Below are 12,706 nucleotides of genomic sequence, written 5' to 3'. Positions count from 1 at the left end.
AGCATCTGCGTAAAAACAGACGTCATCAGCTTGAAATAAGCGGTTCAGGTAAAAACCTCGGGAGATCATCATTCCCATAAATTATTCTTTTCTGTAAATACTATAACATAGCTGTGCCCTTTTGTCAAGTATAAAAATATTTTGTGAACTTTCATTTTCCTCTTGACAAAATAGTTTATGTGTGATAAAATATATTTGTACACAAATAATATGAGAGGAGGGATATCAATGGACATAGATTGCAGTGAACTTCTCAAACTTGATAATCAGCTCTGTTTCCCGATATACGCCGCTTCAAGGGCGATCACTTCTCTATATACCCCCTACCTTAAACCACTGGGGCTGACCTATACCCAGTACATCTTCTTCCTTGTACTGTGGGAAAAGGACGGAATTACAGTCGGTGAGATATGCAAGCGTCTTATGCTGGACTGCGGCACACTTTCACCGATAATCAAAAAACTCCGTCAGCAGGGGTATATCGAAAAACATCAGAGCCTGATGGATGAACGTTCATTCATCATAACTCTCACCGATAAGGGCAGGGAACTCCGCCAGCAGGCAAAGGATATCCCGCTGCGGATCGGGAAATGTGTCGATATCGCACCCGAAAAAGCCATACAGCTTCGGGAACTTCTTTATGAACTACTGGATAACACAAACCGTTAACGATGTTTATTATCATGGGGTGATAATTATGAACGAAGGATTTGATTTACAAAACTATCTGACCGCAGGCGTTGAACGTATAGTTTCCGAAGCGGTAAAAGCCACTCTCAAAAATCCGAAGGAAAGTGTGTTCATGCTTCGCTTTGCTGCTGCCAGCAGTGCAGCTTCAAAAAAGCGCCGCAAAGCCGAGGATAACGGCGAGCATATCCCGCCATTCATCATCGCAAGTATAACCAGCAGCTGCAATCTCCACTGTGCAGGCTGTTATTCCCGCTGTAACCATGCAACTGTCGATGCGGAGCCCGTTAAACAGCTCACCGATGAGGAATGGCAGAAAGTGTTCGATGAAGCCGAAGAACTGGGTATAAGCTTCATTCTGTTAGCGGGCGGTGAACCCATGCTGCGACGCGGTGTTATCGAAGCCGCAGGCAGAAAGCCGAATATACTTTTTCCTATATTTACCAACGGCACTTACCTTGATGAAAGATATCTTGAACTATTTTCAAACTGCCGCAACCTTGTGCCGATAATGAGCATCGAGGGCGACCGTCAGCGGACCGATGAAAGGCGTGGCAAAGGCATATACGATAAGCTGATTTCCAATATGGACGAAATAAAAAAGCGGGGTCTTATATTCGGTGCTTCCGTGACTGTGACCACGAAGAATTACAAGGAAGTTACCTCTCGGGAATTTCTCGACAACCTTTCGGAAAGGGGCTGTAAAGCTGTTATATATGTTGAGTACGTCCCCGTTTCCGAGGAAAGCAAAGATCTCGCCCCGACTGATACCGAGCGTGAATTCATGCAGGCTGAGATAAAACGCCTTAGAGAGACTCGACCGGAGATGGTATACGTATCATTCCCCGGTGATGAAAAAAGTTCTGGTGGATGTGTTGCCGCAGGCAGAGGATTCTTCCATATAAATTCCCACGGCGGTGCAGAACCTTGTCCCTTCTCGCCCTTCTCTGATATCAACGTCAGGGATTCATCACTGCGTGAAGCAATGGATTCACCGCTGTTCAAGACTCTCCGTGATGAGGGATATCTTCTGGAAGACCACGACGGTGGCTGTATACTTTACGAAAAACGTGAGCTTATCCAGCAGCTCATAAACGCTTAAACTATATATCATAAGGAGGAAATGACCATGAAAGGTACTGTTGTTCTGTTAGTTGTCATCGCAGCTGTCGGATGCTGTTGTTTTACTCACCGTCGGGTGATAAAAGCACTTATCAGGCATGAACCCATGCCACCTGCACCCAAGTGGCATTTCTGGTGCAAAAATCGAAGGAGCTGATCTCCGAAGAAAGGTCGTGAGCATATGACTCAGGATACAGATAACCGAAGTAAGGTAATAGTACGCACAAGCATAACAGGGATAGTAGCAAACGTCTTCCTTGCCGCTTTCAAAGCAGTGATAGGTGCTCTGACCCACTCAATAGCTATCGTACTAGATGCAGTAAACAATATCTCCGATGCGGGAAGTTCGCTGATAACCATAATCGGCACAAAGCTTGCAGGTCGTCAGCCCGACAAGAAACATCCTTTTGGCTACGGGCGTATAGAGTATCTCAGTGCTATGCTGATATCGGTGATAGTTCTCTATGCGGGCATAACTTCATTCGTTGAATCCGTGAAGAAGATAATCAAGCCTGCTACCCCTGATTATAACTTTGTATCCCTTATAATAGTAGGTGTTGCGGTAGCAGTCAAGATAGTTCTGGGCAGATATGTAAAAAGCGTTGGCGAAAAGGTCAACTCTGATTCGCTGATAAATTCGGGCGAGGACGCTACTCTCGATTCTGTTATATCCGCATCGACCCTTGTTGCCGCTATAATTTTCATGGTCACCGGGCTTTCGCTTGAAGCTTGGCTGGGTGCTGTCATATCCCTTGTAATAATCAAGTCGGGCATCGAGATGCTGAAAGATACCATGTCACGTATTCTCGGTGAACGCAGTGATCCTGAACTTGCGGCAAGCATCAAGAAGACCGTCACCGAATTCGACGGAGTGCAGGGCGCTTACGACCTTGTGTTGAACAACTACGGTCCCGATGCATGGAACGGTTCTATCCATATTGAAGTACCCGACACTTTTTCGGCTGACAGGATAGACCGCCTTATCAGGGAGATACAGATAGCCGTGAACAGAGAACACAGGGTGATACTCACAGCAGTAGGTGTGTACTCTGTCAACACTAAGGACGAAGAGGCAAAAGCGGTAGAGGAGAAAGTCCGCGAGATAGTTTTCTCTCACGACCATGTATTGCAGATGCACGGTTTTTATCTTACCAAGGAGACCGATACTATCCGCTTTGATGTGGTAGTAAGCTTCGATGCCAAAGACCGCGGTGAAGTATATAAAAGTATAAAAGCTGATGTACAAAAAGCTTTTCCCAATCATAAACTCCAGATCGCTCTTGATACAGATTTCTCTGAAGAATAGAAATAATCATCCCCTGTGTAACAGCAGTAACGCTGAATAACAGGGGATGTTTTTGTCTGAAATATTACCTGCCATCAACACACAGCACACACTTTCCGCCCTTGATTTTTTGACAATTATGTGCTATCATAATGTAGAAGTTATGAACAAAATTTTCATAGGGAGAGATCATTCATGATGCATAAAATAACCGACCTCATCGAACCCGATAACGGATGTGAGGGCTTTGCAGAGGGCGAAGAACCAATGGTAACACTTATCCTCGATGATGGCAGGAGTGTGAAGATACCCGATATGACCGCCTATAAAAAGGGCTGGGATACGGGTGCGGAGATATCCGACGAGGATATCGCTGAGTTTGCAAAATAAGACGGAGAGAATATATGACACTGCTTATACTTGATTCGGGCAGAGGTTCACGCATGGGCGATATCACCGACAGTCACCCGAAGTGCATGACGGAGATATCCGCTGGTGAAACTATCCTCAGCCGACAGCTTGCCCTTGCGGTCTCGGCGGGGCTTAAAAATGTGGTGATAACCACGGGATATCTGGGAGAGGTGCTGGAAGACTACGTCAGAAGCCTTGATATGCCACTTGATATCACCTTTGTACGCAATGATGAGTTTGATAAGACAAACTATATATGGTCGATATACCTTGCAAGACATATTCTCGATGACGATATAATACTTATGCACGGTGACCTGGTTTTTGACAGCCTTGTTCTCGATGAAGTCATAGCCCATGAGGGCAGCTGCATGACGGTATCGGCATCTGCGCCATTGCCCGAAAAGGACTTCAAAGCTGTAATTGAAGATGGGAAGATAGTCAAAGTCGGCATTGAATTTTTTAATAACGCCGCGGCTGCACAGCCCCTTTATAAGCTGACGAAGCAAGACTTCCGCACATGGCTTGATAATATCATAGCCTACTGCGAAAGCGGTATTGATGAAAAGCGCACCTGCTATGCGGAGAAAGCCCTGAACGAGATATCGTGTGAGTGCGAGATACGTCCCCTTGATGTGGGTGAACTGCTTTGCAGTGAGATAGATAACGCCGATGATCTTGAAGAAGTGTCCCGAAAACTGGATAGCATAAAACACAGAAGCGTTTATATGTGCTTCTCAACCGATGTTATTCACAGCGGACATATCGCCATAATCAGAAAAGCCGCAAACCTTGGCAGGCTGACCATAGGTGTGCTTTCAGATGCAGCTGTTGCGGGATACAAGCGGTTTCCGCTTTTGCCTTTTGAGGAACGAAAGACGATGTTCGAGAACATAAGCGGAGTATCCCGCGTGGTAGATCAGCAGGAACTTTCTTACAGGGAGAATATCATGCGTTTGCGCCCCGATATCGTTGTACACGGAGATGACTGGAGAAGCGGTGTACAGCGTACAGTCCGTGAGGAAACTATTGCCCTGCTGAAAGAATACGGCGGCAGACTTGTGGAGTATCCTTATGCTTATGATGAAAAATATATCGAGTTGGAACGGCGTTCTCTGGCTGAACTTTCCACACCCGCTATCAGGCGAAGCAGGCTGAAAAAGATGCTTTCCATCAAAGGGATTGTGACTGCAATAGAAGCCCACAGTGGACTTACGGGTCTGATAGCGGAAAAGACTGTGGTATACGAAAATGGCGGTGCAAGGCAGTTTGATGCCATGTGGATAAGCTCTCTCTGTGATTCTACTGCGAGGGGCAAGCCAGATATCGAGCTTGTGGATATGACCAGCCGATACAGGACTGTTGATGAGATAATGGAAGTAACTACCAAGCCCATAATATTCGACGGCGATACGGGGGGACTGACAGAACACTTTGTGTATAATGTACGTACATTGGAACGAATGGGCGTATCAATGGTGGTGATCGAGGACAAGACAGGTCTGAAAAAGAACAGCCTTTTCGGAAATGAAGTCGTACAGACACAGGCTGACATCAAGGACTTCTGTGCAAAGATAAACGCGGGAAAGCGGGCGCAGAAGACTTCCGATTTTATGATATGCGCACGCATAGAAAGTCTTATACTTGAAAAAGGTGTTGAGGACGCGCTTGAAAGGGCTTTTGCCTACACCGAAGCGGGTGCTGATGCCATAATGATACACAGCCGAAAAAAAGACCCCGCCGAAGTTTTTGAGTTTGTTGAAAAATTCAGAGCGCAGGACGCTGACACTCCTATCGTTGTAGTGCCTACGGCTTTTGATTCTGTTACGGAGGAAGAATTCAAGGCGAGAGGCGTGAACGTTGTGATATATGCAAATCAGCTGACAAGAAGCAGTTTTCCCGCAATGAAAAAAGCGGCGGAAATGATACTGAAAAATCACCGCGCACAGGAATGTGATGATATATGTATGCCCTTCGGGGAGATAATCAGGCTGATACCCGATGATATAAAGGAAGATAATTATGGACGTTAAAATACTTGATCGTATAATAGGCGCAGACTTCTATACAGGAGTACCTGACAGCCTTTTAAGACCGCTTTGCGACTATCTTATGGATACTTATTCCACCGACCCCGCACACCATATAATAGCGGCAAACGAGGGCAACTGTACCGCCTTAGCCGCGGGATATCATCTTGCCACGGGGAAAGTGCCTGTGGTGTATATGCAGAATTCGGGGGAGGGGAATATCATCAATCCTGCCGCAAGCCTGCTTAACAGAAAGGTATACGCTATACCAATGCTTTTCATAATAGGCTGGCGTGGAGAACCGGGAGTTCATGATGAACCACAGCACATATATCAGGGAGAAGTAACGCTGAAACTGCTTGAAGATATGGATATAGAAAGTTTCGTTATAAGCAGGGATACCACGGAAGATGAAGTGCGCGGCGCTTTTGCGGAGTTTGAAAAAGCCTTTTCAGAGGGCAGACAGGCAGCCTTTGTTATACGAAAAGGCGCACTCACCTATGAGAAGAAAATATCCTATAAAAACAGCTATGCCATGTCCAGAGAGGAAGTCATAAGGCATATAGTATCCTTTACCGCTGATGAGCCGATAGTATCCACCACGGGAAAAGCAAGCCGTGAACTATTTGAGATAAGAGAACAGAATGGTCAGGGGCACAGCAGAGATTTCCTGACGGTTGGTTCAATGGGACATACTTCATCTATCGCACTGGGGATAGCCCTTAATAAAAAGGAGAGAAAAGTCTGGTGCATAGACGGCGACGGTTCAATGCTTATGCACATGGGAAGTCTTGCGGTAACAGGGCAGATATCTCCCGATAACCTTGTGCATATCGTGATAAACAATTCTGCCCATGAGACTGTGGGTGGACTGCCGACAGCTGCGGGGACGGCGGATATAACAGGTATAGCCCGTGCCTGCGGTTACGGCAGGGTGTTCGCGGCGGAGAATTATGATGACCTTGACAAAGCGCTTGCAGAAGCCCGTGATGGCAGTGGGCTGACATTCATCGAGGTGAAATGTGCATTGGGGGCCCGCGATGATCTGGGCAGACCCACAACCACTGCTATTGAAAACAAGGAGCATTTCATGGCACATCTTGCAAAGGTATGATATCAGAGCAATTCGGCTATTTTTTCGGTAACATCAAGTACGGTTCGGATATCGGTGAAAGTATCGCCTGTTTCGAGGGAATGGTTAGCGTTTTCATACTCATGCAGGGGGACTAAATGCTTTCTGCAAAGCTTGCGGATAGCTTCGGTTTCTGCCCATTGGTCGGCAGTGCCGTGGAAAGCTGTACAGCGGTGAGAAAGGCTATCGAAAGTCATTTCAAGAGGTGTCAGCAGTATGCAGGAGGCATTGACGCCCGATGTTTCGCGGTAAGCAAGGCAGGCTATCGTGCCTATGCTTTTGCCGATGAATACTACTTTTTCGTACTGAGAAAAATCGATATCGGAAAGCTGTTCCGCGGCGAGGGCAATAGCGTGCCCTGCCGCGCGGGACATTTTTTCTTCGTTGCCCTTTGCTGAGTTATCGAACCCCGAAAATTTAAGAGGTATCACATCATAGCCCTTGCTTTTGGCGAGTTTTGCCGGATAATAAAGCAGGGGCTTTTCACAGTGATAGCCTATGCCGGGGAAAAGTACACATAGTTTCATATAAGTTATCTCCTTTCGGTGTGTTGATGATATAATGATTATAGCACAAGCATTATAGCAAGTCAATCTTAATATTTGGTAACAATGAGCAAAAACTGTGTTGACAAACCTTGAAAGTGGTAGTACAATATAATAAATGACATTTGTTTTAACTAATGAAAGGGAGTCATTTAAATGGGAAAAACTGAAAGGATATTTCCGGATAAGTATATAGACCTTCATCTTCATCTTGATGGGGCTGTAACTTCTGATATAGCGAAGCATCTTGCTGATATGCAGGGGATAGAACTGCCTGCCGAGGGTGAAGCACTTGAAAAACTGCTTTCGGTGGGTGATGATTGCAAGGATCTCAACGAGTTCCTTGAATGTTTTGAACTTCCGCTGAAGCTTTTGCAGACGGCTGAAGCTTTGGAGGAGTGCGCATTCCTGGTGGCTGAGAAAATGCGTGAACAGGGCGTGATCTATGCCGAAGTAAGGTTTGCGCCGCAGCTGCACTGTGAGAAAGAACTTACTCAGCGCGACGCTGTAAAGGCTGTCATCAAAGGACTTTCGCGCAGTGAATTAAAAACAGGGCTGATACTCTGCTGTATGCGGGGCGAGGGTATAGAAGAAAAAAATCTTGAAACGGCTGAACTGGCGGAGGAATATCTCGGTAAAGGAGTATGCGCTCTTGACCTTGCAGGTGCGGAGGGACTTTTTCCGACGGAGAATTTTGCGGAGCTTTTTGCTAAAGTGCGGGAAAGCGGTGTGCCTTTCACGATACACGCAGGAGAAGCAGACGGTGCGAAGAGCGTCAGAAAAGCGATAGAATTCGGTGCGGCGCGTATCGGTCACGGGGTAAGGATATACGAAGACCCTGAGCTGGTATCTATGATCGCCGAACGCGGCATACCTCTGGAGATGTGCCCTAACAGCAACAGGCTGACCCATGCGGTGGAGGATATGGAAAATTATCCCTTTACGGAATATCTCAGACGCGGTATAAAAGTTACTATAAACACCGATGACCCTGCAATCGAGCGTACCGATATCGCGGCAGAATTCAGGTATATGGAGCGTCGTTTTGGACTGACTGCGGAGCAGAAGCGTCAAGTTCTGCTTAATGCGGCTGATGCTTCTTTTGCAGCCGAAGATATCAAAAAAATGCTCAGAGATCAGATCGCCCCGGGGGTGAATGAAAAATGATGGAGTATAAAAATACCATAATTGCCGCAATTGCGATATCCGAGATCATCGAAATGATAGGTGCGTACGGGATATTCAAAAAATGCGGCAGACGTCCCTGGCTGGCGTTCATACCTTTTCTGAGACACGACCGAATGGGCAAATGCGCGGGCAGAGTACAGGAAGGACGCTCGCTGGCTCTTATAAGTCTGGGTATCGTTGTAATGATAACGACGATATGTATGTTTAAGCCTAACAGCCTGCAAAGCATGATATCAATGTTTTTGCTGATGCTTATGATGATACCGTGTGTGATATACAGCATACGTGTATATTTCGGGCTTGCAGATGCTTTCGGGCGGAACAGGCTGTGGGTAATACCATGGCTGATACTGAGGTGTCTTTGTGCGCTGCTGTGGGGCTGTTCAAAGAGGTTCAAAACAGCGGAGGGCTATCCCTTTGACGAGGAAGAAGCTGCCCCCGAGGTCAGCGGACTTGAAGCTGAATCTCTTGATGAGGGTCTTTCGATAAACATAACAAAGCGGACGGCTATGAATTTTTTGCAGAGAAAGGTACTTCTCAGGGATATACACCTCAGCATACCCAAGGGGCATATGGTGCTTCTGCTGGGCGGTTCCGGTTCGGGAAAGACTACTTTTCTCAATGCTGTGACGGGATATGAGAAGGCTAAGGCTGTTATAACGCTGGCGGGAAGCAACGTCTATAAGGACTATAAAAGCATGAAGTACGATATCGGATTTGTACCTCAGCAGGACCTTGTACGCGGAAGTGACACGGTATACCGAACCCTGTCGGATGCGGCTCTGCTCAGACTTCCATCAGATATGAAAGGCGATGTAAGGCGGGACAGGATAAACGATGTTCTGGATACTTTCGGACTTACGCCTGTTAAAAGCAGTCTTGTGGACAAGCTTTCGGGCGGTCAGCGTAAAAGGCTTTCCATTGCGATAGAGTATATTTCAGACCCTACACTTTTTATATTGGACGAGCCCGATTCGGGACTTGACGGAGTAATGGCGAGAGCGCTTTTTGAGAAGCTTCGTGCTATTGCGGACAGCGGAAAGATAGTAATAGTTATAACCCATACTCCCGACCGTGTGGCTGACCTTTTTGATGATGTGATAGTTGTTGCAAAGGACGCAAACCGTACAGGCAGACTTGCTTACTATGGTGCGAGAGAAAAGTCTTACGGATTTTTCGGGAAGAAATCGATGGAAGAGATACTTATGTCAGTCAACCGCCGCGAAGAGGGCGGCGAGGGCAAGGCTGACGAATTTGTCAGAAAGTACACGGCTGCCGTGGCAGGAGGTGAGCTTTGATGGATACTGCTGTAAAGCACACAGGCAGGGTAAAGCAGACTTTTGTATACCTTGGCAAGCTGTTCAGAATGTTTATATTCAGAAACGACTGGAAGGTCATGCCGATGGCGGCTGTAATATCGGGGCTTGTATCTTTTGTTGTGGGCAAGAAGATGAACGTTTCGATGGAGGGCACGCTCAGAGGTGCGTTTGCATTCTCATGCATATGCATATGGAACGGATTTTTCAATTCGATACAGGTAATATGCCGTGAAAGACCTATAATCAAGCGTGAACACCGTTCGGGTCTGCACATGACGGCTTATGTGTTCGCACACATGATATATCAGGCGTTTTTGTGCGCCAGTCAGGTCATAATCATGATATTTGTTATGATAGTTGCCAAGGTGCGTATGCCTGAAAACGGTCTGGTATTCGATGCGGGTTTTGATATGTTTGTGACCATGTTCCTTATAACCTATGCGGCGGATATGATATCGCTTTTCATATCCTCGGTGGTTAAGAACACGACTACTGCTATGACATTCGTGCCATTTCTGCTGATATTCCAGCTGATATTCTCGGGAGGATTTTTCTCTCTGGAGGGCAAGGCTTACAAGATGTCCTATCTGACGGTATCAAAATGGGGTCTGACCTCACTTTGTGCTCAGGGACATTACAACGACCTGCCTATGACCTCGCTGTGGACTTCAATGAGCAAGATGCGAAGTCTTGAAGTCGAGGGGGAGAAACCTGTTGATGATATGCTGGACTACATAACAGCTTCAAACCGCAAGGACGAGCTGATGCTGAAATGCGGAAGCAACAATCAGGAGAAAAAGTACGAATCATCGACAAAGAACGTTTTGAAATGCTGGGGAAATCTCGGTATATTCATAATTGGATTTGCATTCCTTTCTATAGTATCGCTGGAGTTTATCGACCAGGACAGAAGATAGTTTTATTACAGAGAACGGCGGCAGTCGTTCTCTGTTTTTTGTTGTTTTGTCATGGGGCTGGCAGAGATGTTCCGAATTACTGTTTCTGTGAGCCACATAGTGATATTTAACTTTATGCAGTATGACACGCCGCCTCATATCCCGTAGTAATAGTCGGCGACTGCCTGCCATCGTGCGCATAATGATAAATTATCCTGATGGTGCTCGGGTGGATTGGTAATTTTTCGATCGGATGAAAAAGGTGCTTTCACTATCACCCTTTTTGGGGTCAAAAGTTGTACGTTTTTGTACAACTCTTGCAGAAATATGTCTGAGTTAAATTATAAAACGTATGTTTGCATAAAGTAGGATGTATGGCGCTGTGGATATCTCACAAAGGGTGATGTGCCGATGCAGGTGAGTTGAAAGGTATGATTTTTTATGGGTTTCTTTATTGACAACACGGGTTTCGCGTGGTATAATTAAAAAGTATGAAAATCAAGGTAATTTGAAATCTTACAGCGAAGCGGCTGCAAAGTGCGGTCGCGGCTGGAGAAGGAAAAGGGTTGTTTTATGAGTAATAAGATAGGATTCGATAATGACAAATACCTGAAGATGCAGTCGGAACGTATCCGTGAGAGGATAGCAGATTTCGGCAGCAAGCTGTATCTGGAATTCGGCGGAAAGCTTTATGATGATTTCCACGCTTCGAGAGTTCTCCCCGGTTTTAAGCCTGACAGTAAGCTCCAGATGCTTTTACAGCTTAAAGATGAGGCTGAGATTGTTATTGTCATCAATGCAAACGACATCGAGAAGAACAAGATAAGAGGCGACCTCGGCATCACTTATGATGTTGATGTTATACGTCTGTATAATGTGTTCACAAAGATAGGTCTTTATGTAAGCTCCGTAGTTCTGACAAGGTATGACGGTCAGCGTTCGGCTGTTGCTTTCCAGAAGAGACTTGAAGCACTGGGCGTTAAGGTTTATCACCACTATGCTATCGAGGGTTATCCTGCTAATCTTCAGCTTATAATGAGCGATGAGGGTTACGGAAAGAACGACTATATCGAGACTACACGCAAGCTGGTAGTTATAACTGCTCCCGGTCCCGGAAGCGGAAAGATGGCTACCTGCCTTTCTCAGCTTTACCATGAGCACAAGAGGGGCGTAAATGCGGGCTATGCAAAGTTCGAGACATTCCCGATATGGAACATTCCGCTGAAACACCCTGTAAATCTGGCATATGAGGCTGCTACCTCGGATTTGAACGATGTTAACATGATCGACCCGTTCCATCTTGAAGCATACGGACAGACAACAGTCAACTACAACCGTGATGTGGAGATATTCCCTGTACTGAATGCGATGTTCGAGAATATCCTGGGTTCTTCGCCCTACAAGTCACCGACTGACATGGGCGTTAATATGGCAGGCAACTGCATAATCGACGATGAAGCAGTACGTGAGGCTGCAAAGCAGGAGATAATCCGCCGTTACTATGTTGCTCTTTGTGACAGAAAGAAGGGCACTTGCTCCGAGGAAGATACATACAAACTTGAAATGCTGATGAATCAGGCAAAGGTAAGTCCTGCTGACAGAAAGGTAGTGGCTGCGGCTCTTGCAAAGGAGCAGGAGACAGGTTCTCCCGCGGCAGCTATGGAACTTCCCGACGGTACTATTATAACGGGCAAGACTTCAAATCTGCTGGGTGCCTGCTCGGCGCTGATACTCAACGCACTTAAATACTTCGGCGAGATAGATGATGATACTCTGCTGATGTCGCCCCATGTTATTGAGCCTATACAGAATCTGAAGACAAATCATCTCGGAAACAACAACCCAAGGATACATACAGATGAGACACTGATAGCGCTGTCTATCTGTGCTGCGACCGACGAGAATGCAAAGCGTGCCATGGATCAGCTTGAAAAGCTCCGCGGCTGTGAGGTACATTCAACGGTAATACTCAGCGCGGTAGATGAAAGGATCTTCAAGCGTCTGGGCATCAATCTCACCTGCGAACCTAAATTCAGCTAAAGAGGCATTGAGAGGACTGTGGAATGCAGTCCTCTTTTTTATACATACTAT

General features: G+C 46.3%; 12 protein-coding genes and 1 riboswitch. Of the genes, 11 read left to right on the top strand and 1 reads right to left on the bottom strand.

From position 1 onward, the window contains the following. Positions 1 to 9: 9 nt before the first annotated feature. Positions 10 to 85: riboswitch (Fluoride riboswitch) on the bottom strand. Positions 86 to 228: 143 nt separating this feature from the next. From N773_RS0107095 to aepY, 7 genes are all read left to right on the top strand, one after another. Next, positions 229 to 669, top strand: a complete 441-nt coding sequence (locus tag N773_RS0107095; protein WP_024857137.1) for a MarR family winged helix-turn-helix transcriptional regulator — start codon at positions 229 to 231, stop codon at positions 667 to 669. A gap of 28 nt (positions 670 to 697) precedes the next feature. Continuing rightward, on the top strand, positions 698 to 1,789 hold the full coding sequence (locus tag N773_RS0107090; protein ID WP_024857136.1) for a radical SAM protein: 1,092 nt from the start codon (positions 698 to 700) through the stop codon (positions 1,787 to 1,789). Between the two features lie 27 nt (positions 1,790 to 1,816). Beyond that, positions 1,817 to 1,966, top strand: a complete 150-nt coding sequence (locus tag N773_RS22195) for a hypothetical protein (protein WP_155250863.1) — start codon at positions 1,817 to 1,819, stop codon at positions 1,964 to 1,966. A gap of 24 nt (positions 1,967 to 1,990) precedes the next feature. Further along, positions 1,991 to 3,115, top strand: a complete 1,125-nt coding sequence (locus N773_RS0107080) for a cation diffusion facilitator family transporter (protein WP_024857135.1) — start codon at positions 1,991 to 1,993, stop codon at positions 3,113 to 3,115. A gap of 174 nt (positions 3,116 to 3,289) precedes the next feature. Further along, positions 3,290 to 3,484, top strand: a complete 195-nt coding sequence (locus tag N773_RS0107075) for a hypothetical protein (protein WP_024857134.1) — start codon at positions 3,290 to 3,292, stop codon at positions 3,482 to 3,484. Between the two features lie 14 nt (positions 3,485 to 3,498). Beyond that, positions 3,499 to 5,538, top strand: coding sequence for a phosphoenolpyruvate mutase (aepX, locus tag N773_RS0107070; RefSeq protein ID WP_024857133.1), 2,040 nt, complete (start codon positions 3,499 to 3,501; stop codon positions 5,536 to 5,538). Continuing rightward, entirely contained in the window at positions 5,528 to 6,649 is a 1,122-nt protein-coding gene (gene aepY, locus N773_RS0107065; RefSeq protein ID WP_024857132.1) for a phosphonopyruvate decarboxylase, read from the top strand. Before aepX ends, aepY begins: the two co-directional genes overlap by 11 nt. Positions 6,650 to 6,651: 2 nt before the next feature. Here aepY and N773_RS0107060 read toward each other — a convergent pair whose 3' ends face one another. Beyond that, positions 6,652 to 7,194: an alpha/beta hydrolase gene (locus tag N773_RS0107060; protein WP_024857131.1), complete on the bottom strand. Its 543-nt coding sequence runs from the start codon at positions 7,192 to 7,194 to the stop codon at positions 6,652 to 6,654. Between the two features lie 174 nt (positions 7,195 to 7,368). On the opposite strand from N773_RS0107060, the gene add reads away from it, so the two are divergent. The 4 genes from add to N773_RS0107040 all read left to right on the top strand — a co-directional run bounded on the left by add (position 7,369) and on the right by N773_RS0107040 (position 12,655). Further along, the gene (add, locus tag N773_RS0107055; RefSeq protein WP_024857130.1) at positions 7,369 to 8,379 is read left to right on the top strand and encodes an adenosine deaminase; all 1,011 of its coding nucleotides are present in this window, start codon (positions 7,369 to 7,371) and stop codon (positions 8,377 to 8,379) included. Continuing rightward, the gene (locus N773_RS0107050; RefSeq protein ID WP_024857129.1) at positions 8,376 to 9,698 is read left to right on the top strand and encodes an ATP-binding cassette domain-containing protein; all 1,323 of its coding nucleotides are present in this window, start codon (positions 8,376 to 8,378) and stop codon (positions 9,696 to 9,698) included. The genes add and N773_RS0107050 overlap by 4 nt, the downstream gene beginning before the upstream one ends. After that, positions 9,698 to 10,636: an ABC transporter permease gene (locus N773_RS0107045; protein WP_024857128.1), complete on the top strand. Its 939-nt coding sequence runs from the start codon at positions 9,698 to 9,700 to the stop codon at positions 10,634 to 10,636. Before N773_RS0107050 ends, N773_RS0107045 begins: the two co-directional genes overlap by 1 nt. A 552-nt stretch (positions 10,637 to 11,188) precedes the next feature. After that, positions 11,189 to 12,655 (top strand): DUF1846 domain-containing protein, encoded by a 1,467-nt coding sequence (locus N773_RS0107040; protein WP_024857127.1) that lies wholly within the window; start codon positions 11,189 to 11,191, stop codon positions 12,653 to 12,655. Positions 12,656 to 12,706 lie beyond the last annotated feature (51 nt).

The organism is Ruminococcus albus AD2013, from assembly GCF_000526775.1.
Classification (GTDB): domain Bacteria; phylum Bacillota; class Clostridia; order Oscillospirales; family Ruminococcaceae; genus Hominimerdicola; species Hominimerdicola alba_A.
The sequence above is the reverse complement of the archived record's forward strand: the minus strand, read 5'-3'. Positions and strand labels throughout refer to the sequence as shown.

What these genes read in the sequence shown, in the direction of transcription:
- N773_RS0107050 (WP_024857129.1), top strand. Translation starts at nt 8,376, where the DNA reads ATGATGGAGTATAAAAATACCATAATTGCCGCAATTGCGATATCCGAG.
- N773_RS22195 (WP_155250863.1), top strand. Translation starts at nt 1,817, where the DNA reads ATGAAAGGTACTGTTGTTCTGTTAGTTGTCATCGCAGCTGTCGGATGC.
- N773_RS0107090 (WP_024857136.1), top strand. Translation starts at nt 698, where the DNA reads ATGAACGAAGGATTTGATTTACAAAACTATCTGACCGCAGGCGTTGAA.
- N773_RS0107045 (WP_024857128.1), top strand. Translation starts at nt 9,698, where the DNA reads ATGGATACTGCTGTAAAGCACACAGGCAGGGTAAAGCAGACTTTTGTA.
- N773_RS0107040 (WP_024857127.1), top strand. Translation starts at nt 11,189, where the DNA reads ATGAGTAATAAGATAGGATTCGATAATGACAAATACCTGAAGATGCAG.
- aepX (WP_024857133.1), top strand. Translation starts at nt 3,499, where the DNA reads ATGACACTGCTTATACTTGATTCGGGCAGAGGTTCACGCATGGGCGAT.
- N773_RS0107080 (WP_024857135.1), top strand. Translation starts at nt 1,991, where the DNA reads ATGACTCAGGATACAGATAACCGAAGTAAGGTAATAGTACGCACAAGC.
- N773_RS0107060 (WP_024857131.1), bottom strand. Translation starts at nt 7,194, where the DNA reads ATGAAACTATGTGTACTTTTCCCCGGCATAGGCTATCACTGTGAAAAG.
- aepY (WP_024857132.1), top strand. Translation starts at nt 5,528, where the DNA reads ATGGACGTTAAAATACTTGATCGTATAATAGGCGCAGACTTCTATACA.
- add (WP_024857130.1), top strand. Translation starts at nt 7,369, where the DNA reads ATGGGAAAAACTGAAAGGATATTTCCGGATAAGTATATAGACCTTCAT.
- N773_RS0107075 (WP_024857134.1), top strand. Translation starts at nt 3,290, where the DNA reads ATGATGCATAAAATAACCGACCTCATCGAACCCGATAACGGATGTGAG.
- N773_RS0107095 (WP_024857137.1), top strand. Translation starts at nt 229, where the DNA reads ATGGACATAGATTGCAGTGAACTTCTCAAACTTGATAATCAGCTCTGT.